Here is a 17,123-nt window from a genome sequence, read left to right on the forward strand (position 1 = left end):
GGGGTGCCCGGCCCGGTCATTGGGCCGGGCACACCTGCAGATTGATTTTGGGCTGAACTTGCCGATAGGTTCGAAGCAAGCTCTTCCACCCACTCATTACGTCCACTCGTACCGCTTCGCACATCCCTGGTGCAGCCGGTCCTTTCATGCGGGAGAACACGGTGTCCCTTAAACCCCTCTCAGATGATGAACGAAGCGCGGCGCGGCACAAGGCGACGGCGGCCCGCGCTGCCCGCGCATCTGTGAAGGCCCGGCTGAAGAGCGGTGAAACCAGCGTCGCTGACGTCATCAATGACGGCCACCGGGACGAGGCCATCGGGCGCCTGAAGGTGCTGGAACTGCTGAAGGCCCTGCCCGGCGTCGGCGACGTGCGCGCTGCGGGAATCATGGCTGAAGTCGGGATCGCCCCGACCCGGCGGATCCGTGGCCTGGGAGTACACCAGCGCAAAGCGCTGATCGAACATTTGTCGGCCCATCCCGCCCGGGCCGGCCAGTAGTTAGTGAGGTTCATGTGTCGCAACCGCGGCTGACAGTCCTGGCCGGTCCTACCGCCGTCGGCAAGGGAACTGTGTCCACCTACATCCGGGACCATTATCCGGAAGTCTGGCTCTCCGTCTCCGCCACCACGCGTTCCCCGCGTCCGGGCGAGGTGGACGGGGTGCATTATTTCTTCGTCTCGGCCGACGATTTCGACCGGCTCGTGGCCGAGGGGCAGATGCTCGAATGGGCCGTGGTCCACGGACAGAACCGTTACGGCACCCTGCGCCGTACCGTCGAAGCGGCGATGGCGGACGGAAAGTCGGTCCTGCTGGAAATCGACCTGCAGGGCGCCCGGCAGGTCCGCGAGTCGATGCCGGAGGCGAACTTCGTTTTCCTGGCCCCGCCCTCGTGGGAGGAAATGGTGCGGCGCCTGGTCGGCCGCGGCACCGAAACCGAGGCCGAACAGCAGCGGCGGCTGGAAACCGCTAAACTGGAGCTTGCTGCCGAATCCGAATTCGATCACACGGTCGTCAATGACGATGTTCAGCGCGCGGCAGACGAGCTTGTTTCACTCATGGGAATCCCGCCTCACCGGCGCTAAGACCGGTCCGGGGACCAGCTCTGGGCCGCCGGCCCGGGGCTGTACGGGTTCCCACCTGATTTTTTGGAGAATTTGTGGCTACCAAACCCGAAGGCATCATCAACCCCCCGATCGACGATCTGCTGGAAGCAAGCGATTCCAAGTACGCCTTGGTAATCTACGGTGCCAAGCGCGCCCGCCAGATCAACGCCTACTACTCGCAGCTGCACGAAGGCCTCTTCGAATACGTCGGACCGCTGGTGGACACCAAGCTGAACGAAAAGCCGCTGTCCATCGCGCTGCGCGAGATCAACGAGGGCATGCTGGTCTCCAGGCCCGCACAGCCCGCCGAGTAACGGCAAGGCCGAAGGGAGACGGACGGACTGTGCGCATCGTACTGGGAGTAGGCGGCGGAATCGCCGCCTACAAGGTTGCGTCACTGCTGCGGCTGCTGACCGAAGCGGGCCACAATGTCACCGTCATCCCGACCGGTGCCGCGACGAAGTTCGTCGGCACCGCTACTTGGGAAGCCCTGTCCGGCAATCCCGTGTCCAACAGCGTTTTCGACGACGTGGACAAGGTCAACCATGTCCGCCTGGGTCATGAGGCGGACCTGATCGTGGTGGCTCCGGCCACCGCGGACCTGCTGGCCCGCGCCGCCGCCGGCCTGGCCGACGACCTGCTGACCAATACACTGCTGATGGCCCGCGGACCGGTCGTCTTCGTTCCGGCGATGCACTCCGAGATGTGGCAGCACGCCGCGACCCGGGGCAATGTCCGCACGCTCCGGGACCGCGGCGCCGTCGTCCTGGATCCCGCAGTGGGCCGGCTTACCGGCGCAGATTCGGGTCCCGGACGCCTGCCCGAGCCGGAGGAAATCCACGCGGCCCTCGCGCCGTATCTTCACCCGGCCGGCGCCGCTGCGACCGCATCCGGCCGGCAGGCCGGGTCATTGGCCGGCCTGCTGGCCGGCCGGACCGTTACCGTCACCGCCGGCGGCACCCGTGAACCGCTGGATCCGGTGCGCTTCCTGGGCAACCGGTCCTCCGGCAAGCAGGGGGCCGCACTGGCCCGCGCGGCGCTCGACGCGGGTGCTTCGGTCCGTTTCATCGCCGCCCATATGGAGGTGGCGCCGCCCGCGGAAGCCGAAGTGACCAGGGTGGAAACCGCCCTGGAACTGCGCGAGGCGACCCTGGCAGCGGCGGCGGCCTCCGACGTCGTTATTATGGCGGCCGCGGTCGCCGATTTCCGCCCGTCCCAGGCGGCAGGCTCCAAGATCAAGAAGCGGGACGATGCCGCGGACCCGGTGATCACGCTGGTGCGCAACCCGGACATCCTGCAGGAACTGGTACAGCGCCGTGGGGACAGCGCCGCACCCGCCCTGATTGTCGGCTTTGCGGCGGAAACCGGCGATGAGCAGGGGAACGTGCTGGAGTATGCGCAGCAGAAGCTGCAGCGCAAGGGCTGCGACCTGCTGGTCCTGAACCAGGTCGGCACGGATCTGGTGTTCGGCCAGGACAGCACCAGCGTCACCATTCTGTCCCGTACCAATGCGGCGCCGCAGGCGGAGGCCGGCAGCAAGGACGAGGTCGCCGCGGCGATCGTGGCCCGTATCGCCCAGGACCTGGCCCGTGTCCCCGCCGAAACAGTCTAGCCGGCAGGACAATTGTGCCGGCAGGTATTCTGGCGGCTGAATGCCCTCCCTGACCGAATGCCGGAATGTCAGACCAACCAAGTAGAGTATTTTCGTGACTTCACCTGATAGCCTCCTGCGCCTGTTTACTTCCGAGTCTGTTACCGAGGGCCACCCGGACAAGATCTGCGACCAGATCAGTGACGCCATCCTCGACGCACTGCTCCGGGAGGACCCCGAATCCAGGGTGGCCGTGGAGACCCTCGTGACCACGGGCTTGGTGCACGTCGCGGGTGAGGTGACGACCAACAGCTATGTGGAGATTCCGCAGCTGGTCCGGGAGACCATCCTCGGCATCGGCTACGACTCGTCGGCCAACGGTTTCGACGGCGCGCGCTGCGGCGTTTCGGTGTCGATCGGACAGCAGTCCGCCGAGATCGCCGAAGGCGTGTTCCACTCGCTGGAGGAGCGCGAAGGCATCTCCAAAGACGACTATGACAAGCAGGGCGCCGGGGACCAGGGCATCATGTTCGGCTACGCCAGCGATGAAACGGCTGTGCTGATGCCCACGCCGATCTGGCTCGCGCACCGGCTGTCCGAACGCCTCACCGAGGTCCGCAAGGACGGGACGCTGCCGTACCTGCGTCCCGACGGCAAGACCCAGGTGACGATCGGTTACGACGGCGACCGGCCGGTTTCGGTGGACTCGGTCCTGATCTCCTCCCAGCATGAGGCCGCGGTGCCGCTGGAGCAGCTGCGCGCGGACCTGGCGGCCCACGTGATCGCGCCGGTGCTGGCCACCTCGCACCTGGACACCAGCAATGTCAGGCATATCCTCAACCCCGGCGGCCCCTTCGTCATCGGCGGCCCCGTCGGAGACGCGGGCCTGACCGGACGGAAGATCATCGTGGACACCTACGGCGGCATGGCCCGCCACGGCGGCGGCGCCTTCAGCGGCAAGGACCCGTCGAAGGTGGACCGCTCCGCAGCCTATGCCATGCGCTGGGTGGCCAAGAACGTGGTGGCCGCCGGCCTGGCCAGCCGGGCCGAGATCCAGGTCGCCTATGCGATCGGCATGGCGCACCCGGTGGGAATCTATGTGGAGACGTTCGGCACCGAGACCGTGGACCCGCACAAGATCAGCCTCGCCATCCATGACGTCTTCGACCTGCGTCCGCTGGGCATCATTAACAGCCTGGACCTGAAGCGGCCGATCTACCAGAAGACCGCCGCCCACGGACACTTCGGCCGGGAAGATGAGACATTCACCTGGGAGCGCACCGACCGCGTTGACGACCTGAAGAGCTACTTCAACGCCTGACCGCCTGACTCCATGACCGACCCATCCGGCGCACCGGAGGCGGTGCAGCTTTCGCTCCTGCAGGGGTTCGGTGCCTCCCGGCGGCCCGCAGGCACCAGCCCTACCGCCTCCGTGCTGCCCATTGCGCGGGTGGCGCTGGAATCGCCGGTCCCGCATCTGGACCGGCTGTTCGACTACACCGTGCCGGAAAAATACGACGCCGAGGCGCAGCCCGGTGCCCGCGTCAAGGTCCGGTTCGGCGCACAGGAACTGCCGGGCTTCATCATCGAGCGCGCCGCTGAGCCGGCAACGGGAGTCCGACTGGTGCCGCTGGCCAAGGTGGTCTCGGGCGAGCCCGTACTGACGCCGGAGGTGGTGGCCCTGGCCCGCGCGGTGGCGGACCGCTATGCCGGAACCTTCAGCGATGTGCTGCGGGCGGCGGTGCCTCCGCGGGTCGCCCGCGTGGACAAGGAATTCGCCGCCGGCGGAGACGTCGGTGGGGAGGCAGACGGAGACACAGACGGAGACCTCGGCCCGAATGCGGACAGCGCCGTCGAGTCTTCCGCGCCGGATGGACCCTCCCTGCTCTCCCGCTACGCCCACGGGAGCCAGTTCCTGGCCCACCTGGCGGCCGGGGAAACGCCGCGGGCGGTCTTCACGTCCCTTGGCGGGTACGGTGCGCAGGCCTGGCCGCATGAACTGGCCGAAGCCGCGGCGGCCGCCCGCCGGGCGGGAAAGGGCGTGCTGATCGTGGTCCCCGACCAACGGGATCTGGCCAGGCTCCAGGACGCTCTCGCTGCCCGGATCGGCGCCGGCAGCTTCGTGCGGCTGAATGCCGACGACGGTCCCACGCCCAGGTACCGGAACTTCCTCAGGCTGGTCCACGGGCAGGTGAACGTGGCGATCGGCACCCGTTCGGCCGCTTTCGCGCCGGTTTCCAACCTGGGACTGGTGGTCCTCTGGGACGACGGCGACGAACTGCATGCGGAGCCGCGCGCACCCTACCAACATGCCCGCGAAGTCCTGTTGCTGCGTGCCGAACAGGCCCAGTGTGCGCTGCTGATCGGCGGCTTCGCCCGTAGCACCGAGGCGCAGCGCCTGGTCGCCGCGGGGTGGGCGCTGCCCATCCAGGCGGACCGTCCCACAGTCCGGAACCGCACACCGCGCATCGTCAATTCGGCCGACAGCTACCAGCAGGAACGGGATCCACTGGCGGCCCGGGCCCGGCTGCCGCATGTTGCCTGGCGGACGGCCAGGGAGGCACTGGAACGGGGGCCGGTGCTGGTCCAGGTCGCCCGGACCGGATTCTCGCCGGCCCTTGCCTGCCAGGACTGCCGCGAACCGGCCCGCTGCGCCCATTGCCAGGGCCCGCTGGCCCAGGGCAGCCGCGCCGGCCAGCCGGCCTGCCGCTGGTGCGGCCAGCTCGCCGGCGCGTGGCAGTGCATCAACTGCGGTGGTCGGCGGCTGCGCGCGACGGCCGTAGGCGCTGCACGGACTGCCGAGGAACTGGGCCGGGCCTTTCCCACGGTTCCTGTCATCTCCTCCGCAGGGGACCATGTCCGCGACACCGTCGGTCCCGAGCCGGCACTGGTTGTGGCCACCCCCGGGGCGGAACCGGTGCCGGCGGCCGGCTACGCCGCGGCCCTGCTGCTGGACGGAACGATGATGCTGGGACGTGAGTCCCTGCGCACCGCCGAAGATACGCTCCGGCGCTGGTTCAATGCCGCCGCCCTGGTGCGTCCGGCAGGTTCCGGGGGCACCGTCGTCGTCACCGCCGACGACGGCGCCACCGTGGGTTCGCTGGTCCGCTGGGATCCTGCCGGCGCGGCCGAACGCGAGCTGGGACTCCGCCAGGAACTGCATTTGCCCCCCGCAGTGCGGTATGCCAGCCTCAGTGGCTCTGCCGCGGCCCTTGAGGGCTTCGTCAGCGGGCTCCAGCTGCCCGGGCAGGTGCGGCTGATTGGGCCGACACCGGTGGAAGAGACCTACCAGGGCCAGGGCGGCAGCCGCTGGGGGGATCACCGCACTTTGATCTTCTTCCCGTACCGGGCCGCCGCGGAGGTGACTGCCCAGCTGCGCTCCCGGCGGGCGGCCCTGTCCGCCCGGAAGACCGGTGATCCGGTCAACATCCGGCTCGACGCGGTGGACATGCTGTAAGGCGCCGCGGCGCGGTACATCCGGTCAGCGGGCCCGCTGCTCCATGACCTCCTTGGCCACCGCCACCAGCTGGAGTGCCGAATCGTCCCAGTCGTAGGTGGCGGCGCGTTCGACGCCGGCCGCGGACGCGCGCTGCCAGGCCGCCGGATCATCGAGCCGCCGTACGGCTGCGGCAAAGTCCGCGGGGCTGTCCGGGTCCGCGTACAGGGCGGCATCCGCGCCGACCTCCCGGAAGATGGGGATATCGCTGGCCACCACGGGTGTACCGGCGGCCATGGCCTCGATGACCGGCAGTCCGTAGCCCTCGGCACGGGACATGGTGACCAGCGCCGTGGTCGTGCGCAGCAGCTGCTGGTATTCCGCGTCGGAGACGCCGTTGTGGAAGACGACCGCGGATCCGGCCGGGACCAGGGCTTCCAGCTCCGCCCGGCGCTCCGGGGTGATGCGGCTGAGCAGGTGGAGGGTGTAGCCGGGCAGGTCCGCCATGCCGGCGATGATGGTCTCGACGTTCTTGTAAGGCATGAACGATCCCATGTAGAGCAGCGTCTTGTCGGGCGGGGCTGTGCTGCTGCGCCGCTCGATCCCCGGCTGCGGTGCGTTGCCCACGATCCGGATCGGCCGGCGCGTCAGCCGGTGGCGCTCGATCAGGGTCCGCGTGGTGGCGCTGATGGTGGCTACGGCGTCGGCCCGGTTCAGCAGCAGCCGCTGCGGCCAGTAGGCCATGTGGTACAGGCGCCACAGGGCGCGGACCGGCAGGGGCAGGAACGACGGCGGCTTGGGATTTTCGTAGTAGATCAGGTCATGCAGCGTCAGGACCAGGCCGTAGCGGCGCCCCCAGCTGCCCATGGTCTGCATGGGGCAGACGACGACGTCGGCGCCGAGCCGGTTGATCTTCCGCGCCACGAACAGTTCCCGGGGGGAGAGCGGACTGCTGATCCGCACGTACGGCACATCCGGCAGCAGGGCCAGCTGGCGTTCGTCGTGGATCAGCATCGTCACCTCGGCGTGCCGTGCGGCGGCGGCGATGAGGCTGGCGCCGTACCTGCTGATCCCGTCGTGCTGGTCGGTGCGCGTGAAGCGGGCGTCGATGACAAGCTTCATGCCCGCAGCCCCTGCAGGAAACCGGTGATCAGGCCGGCCGCCTGGCCCGGGGTTTCGTAGTGGATCAGATGGCCGACGTCGGGAATGAAGTGCAGTTCCGCATCCGGGATCAGGGTGGCCAGCCGCCGCTGCCCGGCGACGGAGCCGAGATCGTCCTTTTCGGCCGCGACCAGCAGCACTGGCATGGTCAGCGACGGGGCAACCTCGCGGACGGTGCCGGTGGTGGAGGCACGGTAGGTCTCCAGCAGGACATCGCGGCTGGCGAAGGCGCTGAAGTAGGCGTCGTGCTGGCCGTGGATCCAGCGGCGCAGTGCCGGGTCCTTGGTCTTGGCCATCATGATGCTGGTGATCCGGACGACCAGTCGGCTGCGCAGCAGGGCCAGGCCCAGGCTTTCTGGCAGGCGGGCGCCGAGCACGTAGTACAGCTCCGCCAGTTTGGACGCTATGCCCTTGGGGCCCTTCAGCGCCGGTTCGCAGATCGGATTGACCAGGACCAAAGAACCGATCAGTTCCGGATGCCGGGCAGCGAAGTGGCTGGCGATAATGGAGCCGAACGAGTGGCCCAGCAGCACCGTCTCCGGGCCCAGCCTCAGCTCCTCGATGAGCGCCCGTGTCACCTCTACGTAGGCTGCGACATCGTGTGCGCGGTCCGGCAGCGGCTCCGACTGCCCGAAGCCCGGCAGGTCCGGCACCAGGATCCGGCAGCCGGGCAGCTCCTCGACGATCCGCAACAGCCCGTGATGGTCGCCGCGGAAACCATGCAGCATGAGTATGGTCACAGGGGCCGCGGGTGAACCGGACGGGACGCTGCCGCTGTCGGTCGCGCCGCCGCCGTCCCGGGCATCAGCCTGCCGGGCAGCGGTCTGCCGGCCATCGGCCACAGGTGCAAAGTCCCAGTAACGGACCAGGCTGCCGGCAATGCCGGCCGAGCGGGCACGGGCCCTTGCCTCTGTACCGGTGCCTTCTCCCATTTCGGTGCTGGTCACTGCCGTCAGTTCACCTCGTTGGGGTGGGAACCGGTGCGGTGGTTGCGGTCCAGCGACGCGATGGTCCGCATGTGGCGGGAGTCCAGGCTGAAGTCCTGGACCGCGAAATTCTCCTCGATCCGGTGCCGGGAGCTGGCCTTCGGAATGACGATGTTGCCCAGCTGCAGGTGCCAGCGGATGACGACCTGGGCAGGCGACTTGCCCAGCGCGGAGGCCAGGCGCTGCAGTTCCGGGTCCGTGAGCACGGCGCCCCGGCCCAGCGGGCTCCAGGCCTCGGTGCGGATGCCGTACTGGGAGTGGAAGGCCCGCAGTTCCTCCTGCTGCAGCCAGGGGTGCAGTTCGATCTGGTTGACCGCCGGAACCACCTCGGTGGCATCCATGAGCTGCCGCAGGTGCTCGACCTGGAAATTGGAGACACCGATCGCCCGGACGCGCCCCTCGTGGTACAGCCGTTCCAGCGCCTTGTAGGTCTCGATGAACCGTCCCTGCGCCGGGCACGGCCAGTGGATGAGGTAAAGATCGGCGTAGTCCAGGCCCAGCTCGACCAGGGACTTTTCATAGGCTGCCAGGGTGGCATCGAAGCCCTGACTGTCGTTCCAGACCTTCGTGGTTACGAAGATGTCCTCACGGCTGAGGAAGCCCGAGCCGACGGCGGCACGCACAGCGGCTCCGACGCCGGCCTCGTTGCCATAGAGCGCGGCGGTGTCCAGATGGCGGTAACCGGTCTCGAGCGCCAGCGTGCACAGGTCGGCGGTGGTGGCGGGCGGGACTTTGTACACTCCGAAGCCGAGCTGGTCCATCAGGACGCCGTTGTTCAGGGACATCTTCGCTGCCATGGTCATACCTAGACTTTACCGACCATCACGCCGACGGATGCATGCGGCACGGGCCGTGCGGCTAACAATGCCGGCGGACGGGCGCCGGCGTATTGTGCTGCCCGGCACAATGGGGGATTGTGTAGCTTCCGCAGCCTGTCCGCCTGACCAGGGCCGCTCCACCTGTCCACCGTCTCCTTCACACCACCTTAGGAAGCAGAAATGCCTCAATATGTGATCGCCATCGACCAGGGAACCACCAGCAGCCGTGCCATCGTCTTCGACCACGACGGCACCATCGTGTCCACCGGGCAGAAGGAACACGAACAGATCTTCCCCCAGGCCGGCTGGGTCGAGCACAACCCGAAGGAAATCTGGGACAACGTCCGCGAAGTCATCGGCAGCGCGCTCTCCAAGGCGAACCTGACACGGCACGATATTGCCGCCGTCGGCATCACCAACCAGCGGGAGACCACCGTCGTCTGGGACCGGACCACCGGGGAGCCGGTCTACAACGCCATCGTGTGGCAGGACACCCGCACCCAGGGCATCGTCGACGCGCTCGCGGCCGACGGCGGCCCGGACCGGTTTAAGGAGAAGGTGGGACTGCCGCTGGCCACCTACTTCTCCGGCACCAAGATCAAATGGATCCTGGACAATGTCGAGGGCGCCCGGGAACGGGCCGAGGCGGGGGACCTGCTGTTCGGCAACACCGACTCCTGGGTGCTCTGGAACCTGACCGGCGGCACCGACGGCGGCGTCCACGCCACCGACGTCACCAACGCCTCGCGCACGCTGTTCATGGACCTGCAGTCCCTGGCCTGGGACGAGGAGATCCTGGGCATCTTCGGGGTCCCGTGCTCCATGATGCCGCAGATCCGATCCTCGTCCGAGGTCTACGGGACGGTGCACACCTCCCAACTGCTGCGCCAGGTTCCGGTCGCCGGGATCCTGGGCGACCAGCAGGCCGCGACCTTCGGCCAGGCCGCGTTCGAAACGGGCGAGGCCAAGAACACCTACGGGACCGGAAACTTCCTGATCTTCAACACCGGCGAGGAGATCATCCATTCGAAGAACGGACTGCTGACCACACTGGGCTACAAGCTGGGGGATGCCAAACCGCACTACGCACTGGAGGGCTCCATTGCAGTCACCGGTTCCCTGATCCAGTGGCTGCGGGACAACCTGGGCATCATCAGGAGCGCGCCCGAAGTGGAGCAGCTGGCCGCCTCCGTCAAGGACAATGGCGGGGCCTACTTCGTGCCGGCCTTCTCCGGCCTGTTCGCGCCCTACTGGCGCGGCGATGCCCGCGGCGCCCTGGTAGGGCTGACCCGCTACGTGACCAAGGCGCATATCGCCCGGGCCGCGCTGGAGGCCACCGCTTTCCAGACCCGGGAGGTACTCGATGCTGTCAACGCGGACAGCGGGGTACCGCTGACGGAGCTGAAGGTCGACGGCGGCATGGTCGCCAATGACGCGCTCATGCAGTTCCAGGCGGACATCCTGGGCGTCCCGGTGATCCGGCCGAAGGTCATCGAGACGACGGCACTCGGCGCGGCCTACGCGGCCGGGCTGGCGGTCGGCTTCTGGAACGACCTGGGCGAGCTGTCCCGGCACTGGTCCGAAGACAAGCGCTGGGAGCCGGCGCTGGACGAGGCGGAACGGGACCGGCAGCTGCGCCTGTGGAGGAAAGCCGTGACCCGCACCTTCGACTGGGTGGACGAAGACGTCCGCTGACCCACATCCCTGACGTGCACCCCCTGCCCCGCACCCCTGACCTGTACCTATCGATCGCCGAAACCTCAGTTGTTGCAGATTTTCGGGGCAGAAACCAGCAACAACTGAGGTTTCGGCACTTATGGCTTGGGCCTATGGTTTCCGCACCTGCCGCAGCACAGTGCCGGCGATGCTGTCCGGGGCGCCGAAGCGGTGGGCGGTAATGCTGACCGACTGCTCCAGGAAGAACGGCAGCATTTCCACCCGCCCCGAATCCGTCACCGGCCAGGCATAGACCGCGATGTCAAGACAGCCCCTGGTCACCCGCGCCAGTTCCCCATTGCCGCCGCCGACCAGGCGGACCCGACCCAGCCCGGAGCCGCGCGCCAGGCAGCCCTCGGGATCCACCGCGCTCGCAGCCCGGGCCAGCCATGCGCCGTCGTCCTCGATGCGGTGGCTGGCGCCGTTGGCGGACAGCACCGCGGTCACGGCAGGGGAGAGCGGCCGGGCTACGGTTACCGCCAGCGGCGCACCGGCTCTCAGCCCGGCGGCAATCACGCGCAGACCGTCCGCCAGGGATCCGGCCCTATTGATCCGGATGGTGACAGGAGTGGGGACGTAGCGGAAGACGTTCCGTTCGATCTCCAGCCGGGACTCGTCGCGAACGGCGCCGAAGACCGTATCGAAGTGATGCTGGTCGTCCGCGGCGGCCCGGCACAGCCGGCTGCGGTCCATATCGTGGAGTTCCGCGGCTTCGAGCAGCTCCCGGACCGGCGGGGTGATGGCAACCGGACCGCCGTCGTGCACCAGCGGCGCCGGCTCCCACGAGCCCAGCTGCATGAGGTAGTTGGGCCCGCCGGCCTTGCCGCCCGGCCCCACTGCGGACCGCTTCCAGCCGCCGAACGGCTGGCGCCGGACGATCGCCCCGGTGATCCCGCGGTTCACGTACAGGTTCCCGGCCTGGACCCGGTCCAGCCAGCAAGCCAGCTCCGCTGGATCCAACGTGTGCAGCCCCGCGGTCAGGCCGAACGGTGTGCCGTTCTGCAGCGCCACCGCCTCCTCAAGCGTATCCGCGGTCATGACCCCGAGGACCGGGCCGAAGAACTCGACCTGGTGTGTTCGGCTGCCCGGCTGCACGCCCGCCTTGATCCCCGGCGACCACAGCCTGCCGTCCCCGTCGAGGCACCGGGGCTGCAGGACCCACCATTCGCCGGGGTCCAGTTCCGTCAGCCCGCCCGCCAGCTTCCCGCCGGCCGGCTCGATCAGCGGCCCCATTTCCGTGGCCGGGTCCGCCGGCCAGCCCACCGCCAGTGAGGCCGCCGCATCGACCAGCTGGTTGCGGAACCGCCGGGAGCGTGCGGCCGAGCCCACCAGGATGACCAGGCTCGCCGCCGAACACTTCTGCCCGGCGTGGCCGAAGGCGGACTTAACGACGTCGGCCGCAGCCAGGTCCAGGTCAGCGCTGGGCGTGACCACGATGGCGTTCTTGCCGCTGGTCTCGGCCAGCAGCGGCAGCTCCGCACGCCAGGACCGGAACAGCCCTGCCGTGTCGTAGGACCCGGTCAGGATAAGCCGCTCCACTGCCGGATGGGAGACAAGGTGCCGGCCCACCGGTCCTTCATCGATGGTGGCCAGCACCAGCAGCTCCCGCGGTATACCGGCGGCCCACAGGGCCTCCACCAGAACCGCGGCCGTCCGCCGGGCTTGGTGGGCCGGCTTGATGACGACGGCGCTGCCCGCGGCCAGGGCGCCGAGGGTGCAGCCGGCCGGGATCGCGACCGGGAAGTTCCAGGGCGGGGTCACCACGGTCAGCCGCGGCGGGATGAAGCGCGCGCCGCGGACGGCGTCGAGCTCTTCGGCCAGCAGCGCGTACCAGTTGGCGAAGTCGACCGCTTCGCTGACCTCGGGATCACCTTCTGCGATGGTCTTGCCGGTCTCCGCGGCGGCCACTTCAATGAGGTCTCCGCGGCGCCGCGACAATTCGACGGCGGCCCGGCGCAGCACCTCGGCACGCCCGGCCCCGCCGAGGGCGGCCCAGGCCGGCTGGGCGGCCAGGGCACCTTCGACGGCGGCATCGACCTGCGCGGCGCTGTCCAGTTTCGCTGCCGCCACTGCAGCCAGTCCCAGCTCAGATTCCGGCACCCGGGCCAGCACCTCGGCTCCCCAGCGGCGGATGTCCGGCAGGGCCGGGTCCGAATCCACGGCATTGGCAAACCGTCCCGGACCGGCCTCCGGGGCCCGGTCCGGCCGCTGCGAGCGGTTCGGCTCCGGAACCTGCCGGTCAACTGCCGCCAGCGAGGCCAGGAAACGGTTCTTCTCGCGGTCGAAAGTCTCCGGATTGTCCAGGTCGAAGACCGCGGACATGAAGTTCTCCCGGCTGGCGTTTTCCTCGAGCCGCCGGACCAGGTAGCTGATGGCCACGTCGAACTGCTCCGGCCGGACCACAGGAGTGTAGAGCAGCAGCGAGCCGGTCTCCCGGAGCACTGCGCGGGACTGCTCCGGCGCCATGCCCAGCAGCATTTCGTACTCGACCCGGTCCGCCACGCCGCGGTGCAGCGAGAGCGTGCGGGCGAAGGCGATGTCGAACAGATTGTGCCCGGCCACGCCCAGGCGCACCACCTCCGTGTGCTCTGGCCGGAGGGCCCAGTCCAGCATCCGCTTGTAGTTGGTGTCGGTTTCCCGTTTCGTGCCGTACGTCGCAGCCGCCCAGCCGTGCCTCCGCGCGTCCACCCGTTCCATCGGCAGGTTGGCGCCCTTGACCAGCCGGACCTTGATGCCGGCGCCGCCCCGCGCCTTCCGGTCCTGGGCCCAGGCCGTCAGGTCCTGCAGGACCGCCAGAGCATCGGGCAGGTACGCCTGCAGCACAATGCCGGCCTCAAGCCCCAGCAGTTCCGGCCGGTCGAGCAGCTCCTTGAAGACGGCGACGGTCAGGCCGAGGTCGTGGTATTCCTCCATGTCCAGGTTGATGAACTTCGGCGCCGACGAGGCGGCAGCGAGGCGGTACAGGGGCAGCAGCCGGTCTGCGACCTTCCGCACCGTCGCGTCGAAAGCCCAGAGATTGAGCCGGTTGACCACCGAGGAGATCTTGATGGAGACATAGTCGACGTCGGCACGCGCCAGCAGGTCCCGGGTGCCGGCCAGGCGGTTGTCGGCTTCGGCGTCGCCCAGCACGGCTTCGCCCAGCAGGTTGAGGTTCAGCCGGGCGCCCCCGCTGCGCAGCCGCTCAATGGCACGGCCCAGCTGTTCCGGCCTGGCATCGACGACCAAATGGGCAACCATCGCCCGCAGCATCCGCCGTGCCGCCGGCACCACGGCCCGGGGAAGGGCCGGCGCCGCGGCGCCGCCGAGCCGGACGGCGGCCCGCAGGTGCCAGGGCAGGAACGCCGGTATCCGGCGGGAGATTCCGGACAGGCTGCGGGCAGCGGTCCGCACGTCCTCCGGGCGGATCACGCGGTCGATAAAGCCGATGGTGAATTCGAGCCCGTCCGGATCCTTCAGCACCCCGGCCAGCAGGGCTGCGGATCCCGGGGCCTTCTCCCTCCGGCGTGCCGCGTTCAGCCAGCGCCGCACGAGGTCGATCGTGTCGTCGGCCAGCTCCGCGGGAAGAGGCGCGGTGGAATCGAAGGAAGTGCCCATCCTTCTACGGTAGTAGTGACGCAGGTTACCAAGAAGAGTATTGTCTTCAACCTGCGCTAAAGTATGTGCATGCACGCCGCTTCTTTGCTCCTTAGCTAGCCGCACTCGGACGAAGTGCGGCCGCCCCTCCTTGGTATGAGGGGCTTTTGTGTGTCTAGGGGAGCCAGCGGGCGTAAGTCGAACTTTGAGGACGAAGGCGAAGCAATAGTGAGCACGCAGTCAGAGACCGGACAGTCACCGGAGCAGTCGGAGGAAACGGCCTACAGCTTTGCGGCCATGGAGGCGAAGTGGCCTGCCGTGTGGGATGAGCTCGAAGTCTTCAAGCCCCTCGACGACGGTTCCAGGGAACGCCGCTACGTGTTGGACATGTTCCCGTACCCCTCCGGTGATCTCCACATGGGCCATGCCGAGGCCTTCGCCATGGGCGACGTCGTCGCCCGCTACTGGCGGCAGCAGGGCTTTGACGTCCTGCACCCGATCGGCTGGGACTCGTTCGGCCTGCCGGCAGAGAATGCAGCCATCAAGCGCAACGCCCACCCGAGCGAGTGGACCTACGCCAATATCGCGACGCAGGCGGCCTCGTTCAGGCGGTATGCGATCAGTGCGGACTGGTCCCGCCGGCTGCACACCTCGGATCCCGAATACTACAAGTGGACCCAGTGGCTGTTCCTGCGGTTCTACGAGAAGAACCTGGCGTACCGCAAGGACCACCCGGTCAACTGGTGTCCGAAGGACCAGACGGTGCTGGCCAATGAGCAGGTCATCAGCGGCGCCTGCGAACGCTGCGGCACCCCGGTTACGAAGAAGTCCCTGAACCAGTGGTACTTCAGGATCACCGACTACGCGGACCGGCTGCTGGACGACATGGAGGCGCTGAAGGGGCACTGGCCCGAGCGCGTGCTGGCGATGCAGCGCAACTGGATCGGCCGTTCCGAGGGCGCCCACGTCAACTTCGTCATCGAGCCCGACGGCGCTGCTGCCGCCCACGAAGTCACTGTCTTCACCACCCGCCCGGACACGCTGTACGGGGCCACGTTCTTCGTCGTCGCCGCCGACGCGGATCTCGCCGTCGAACTGGTGACCGAAGAGCACCGGGAAGCCCTGGAAGCCTACCGCGAGCAGGTCAAGGCGCTCTCGGAGATCGAGCGCCAGTCCACCGAACGCGAGAAGACAGGCGTGTTCCTGGGCCGCTATGCCATCAACCCCCTGAACGGGGAGAAATTGCCGGTCTGGGCAGCGGATTATGTCCTGGCCGAGTACGGCACCGGTGCCATCATGGCCGTTCCCGCGCACGACCAGCGTGACCTGGACTTTGCCAAGACCTTCGGCCTGCCGGTCCGTACTGTGCTGGATACCGGGGCAGAGGACCCTGCGGCCACGGGCGTGGCCACCGCCGGTGAAGGTACCCTGATCAATTCGGGTGAGCTCAACGGCCTGTCCAAGACCGAAGGCATCGCCAAGGCGATTGAAATCATCGAGGCGGCCGGCACCGGCGAGAAGACCGTCAACTTCCGCCTGCGCGACTGGCTGCTGAGCCGGCAGCGCTTCTGGGGCTGCCCGATCCCGATCATCCATTGCCCGGACTGCGGGGAAGTCCCGGTGCCGGACGACCAGCTTCCGGTGACGCTGCCCTCCGGCCTGCGCGGCGAGGCCCTGGCGCCGAAGGGGACCTCTCCGCTGGCGGCCGCAGCCGACTGGGTCAATGTGGACTGCCCCCGGTGCGGCGGCGCCGCGAAGCGGGACACCGACACCATGGACACCTTCGTCGATTCGTCCTGGTACTACATTCGGTTCGCCTCCCCCCAGTACACGGACGGCCCGTTCGAGCTGGAAGCGGTCAAGCGCTGGCTGCCGGTCGGTCAGTACGTCGGGGGCGTGGAGCATGCCATCCTGCACCTGCTTTACAGCCGCTTCTTCACCAAGGTCCTGAAGGACCTTGGGCTGGTGGATTTCGACGAGCCGTTCAAGGCGCTGCTGAACCAGGGCCAGGTGCTCAACGGCGGCAAGGCCATGAGCAAGTCCCTGGGCAACGGCGTCGATCTGGGCGAGCAGCTGGACAAGTTCGGCGTCGATGCGGTGCGCCTGACCATGATCTTTGCCTCCCCGCCCGAAGACGATGTGGACTGGGCCGATGTTTCCCCTGCGGGTTCGGCGAAGTTCCTGGCCCGCGCCTGGCGCCTGGGCCAGGACGTCACCAGCGAGCCCGGGACCGATCCTGCCGGCGGTGACAGGGCCCTGCGCTCGGTGACGCACCGGACGATCGCCGACGCAGCCGAGCTGCTGGACGGTAATAAGTTCAACGTCGTCATCGCCAAGCTCATGGAACTGGTCAATGCCGCCCGCAAGGCTATCGACAGCGGCGCGGGCGGGGCGGATCCGGCGGTCCGTGAAGCAGCGGAGACAGTGGCTATCATCCTAAGCCTCTTTGCTCCCTACACCGCTGAAGATCTCTGGAACGCGCTGGGGCGGCCGGCCTCCGTTGCCAACGCCGGCTGGCCCGCCGTCGATGAATCGCTGCTGGTCGAGGAGACCGTCACCGCCGTCGTCCAGGTCCAGGGCAAGGTGCGTGACCGCCTGCAGGTTCCGGCGGATATCACCGAGGACGCGCTGCGCGAGCTGGCACTGGGGTCCGTGCAGGTGGCGCGGACGCTGGATGGGCGCGGCATCCGCACGGTGATCGTGCGGGCGCCCAAGCTGGTCAACGTCGTCCCCGCCTGAC

General features: G+C 68.3%; 12 protein-coding genes. 8 read left to right on the plus strand and 4 right to left on the minus strand.

Annotation, left to right across the window (positions count from 1 at the left end; genetic code table 11):
• The first annotated feature begins 161 nt into the window (after positions 1-161).
• From mihF to AC5RWU_RS14335, 6 genes are all read left to right on the plus strand, one after another.
• Entirely contained in the window at positions 162-497 is a 336-nt protein-coding gene (gene mihF, locus AC5RWU_RS14310; protein ID WP_494031432.1) for an integration host factor, actinobacterial type, read from the plus strand.
• 14 nt (positions 498-511) lie between these two features.
• Positions 512-1,081 (plus strand): guanylate kinase, encoded by a 570-nt coding sequence (gene gmk / locus AC5RWU_RS14315; protein ID WP_494031433.1) that lies wholly within the window; start codon positions 512-514, stop codon positions 1,079-1,081.
• 74 nt (positions 1,082-1,155) lie between these two features.
• A complete protein-coding gene (rpoZ, locus tag AC5RWU_RS14320) occupies positions 1,156-1,416 on the plus strand; it encodes a DNA-directed RNA polymerase subunit omega (RefSeq protein WP_494031434.1) in 261 nt (86 codons plus the stop codon).
• A gap of 29 nt (positions 1,417-1,445) precedes the next feature.
• Positions 1,446-2,714 carry a bifunctional phosphopantothenoylcysteine decarboxylase/phosphopantothenate--cysteine ligase CoaBC gene (gene coaBC / locus AC5RWU_RS14325; RefSeq protein WP_494031435.1) on the plus strand — a complete coding sequence of 423 codons (1,269 nt, stop codon included), beginning with the start codon at positions 1,446-1,448 and terminating at the stop codon, positions 2,712-2,714.
• Positions 2,715-2,808: 94 nt separating this feature from the next.
• Positions 2,809-4,014: a methionine adenosyltransferase gene (metK, locus tag AC5RWU_RS14330; protein ID WP_494031436.1), complete on the plus strand. Its 1,206-nt coding sequence runs from the start codon at positions 2,809-2,811 to the stop codon at positions 4,012-4,014.
• A 12-nt stretch (positions 4,015-4,026) separates the two neighbouring features.
• On the plus strand, positions 4,027-6,150 hold the full coding sequence (locus tag AC5RWU_RS14335; protein ID WP_494031437.1) for a primosomal protein N': 2,124 nt from the start codon (positions 4,027-4,029) through the stop codon (positions 6,148-6,150).
• A 24-nt stretch (positions 6,151-6,174) separates the two neighbouring features.
• Here AC5RWU_RS14335 and AC5RWU_RS14340 read toward each other — a convergent pair whose 3' ends face one another.
• Genes AC5RWU_RS14340 through AC5RWU_RS14350 form a run of 3 tightly spaced genes read right to left on the minus strand, consistent with a single transcriptional unit; the run spans position 6,175 to position 9,079 of the window.
• Entirely contained in the window at positions 6,175-7,251 is a 1,077-nt protein-coding gene (locus AC5RWU_RS14340; RefSeq protein WP_494031438.1) for a glycosyltransferase family 4 protein, read from the minus strand.
• Positions 7,248-8,237 carry an alpha/beta fold hydrolase gene (locus tag AC5RWU_RS14345; RefSeq protein WP_494031439.1) on the minus strand — a complete coding sequence of 330 codons (990 nt, stop codon included), beginning with the start codon at positions 8,235-8,237 and terminating at the stop codon, positions 7,248-7,250. The genes AC5RWU_RS14340 and AC5RWU_RS14345 overlap by 4 nt, the downstream gene beginning before the upstream one ends.
• 5 nt (positions 8,238-8,242) lie before the next feature.
• Positions 8,243-9,079, minus strand: coding sequence for an aldo/keto reductase (locus AC5RWU_RS14350; protein WP_494031440.1), 837 nt, complete (start codon positions 9,077-9,079; stop codon positions 8,243-8,245).
• A 195-nt stretch (positions 9,080-9,274) separates the two neighbouring features.
• Here AC5RWU_RS14350 and glpK point away from each other — a divergent pair, with 195 nt between their 5' ends.
• The gene (gene glpK / locus AC5RWU_RS14355; RefSeq protein ID WP_494031441.1) at positions 9,275-10,789 is read left to right on the plus strand and encodes a glycerol kinase GlpK; all 1,515 of its coding nucleotides are present in this window, start codon (positions 9,275-9,277) and stop codon (positions 10,787-10,789) included.
• A gap of 132 nt (positions 10,790-10,921) precedes the next feature.
• Here the strand turns inward: glpK and AC5RWU_RS14360 are convergent, their stop codons facing one another.
• Complete coding sequence (locus AC5RWU_RS14360) at positions 10,922-14,404, minus strand: bifunctional proline dehydrogenase/L-glutamate gamma-semialdehyde dehydrogenase (RefSeq protein WP_494031442.1); 3,483 nt, start codon at positions 14,402-14,404, stop codon at positions 10,922-10,924.
• A 204-nt stretch (positions 14,405-14,608) separates the two neighbouring features.
• On the opposite strand from AC5RWU_RS14360, the gene leuS reads away from it, so the two are divergent.
• Complete coding sequence (gene leuS, locus AC5RWU_RS14365) at positions 14,609-17,122, plus strand: leucine--tRNA ligase (protein WP_494031478.1); 2,514 nt, start codon at positions 14,609-14,611, stop codon at positions 17,120-17,122.
• Position 17,123: the final 1 nt, after the last annotated feature.

Source organism: Arthrobacter sp. B0427-1-12 (assembly GCF_059092905.1).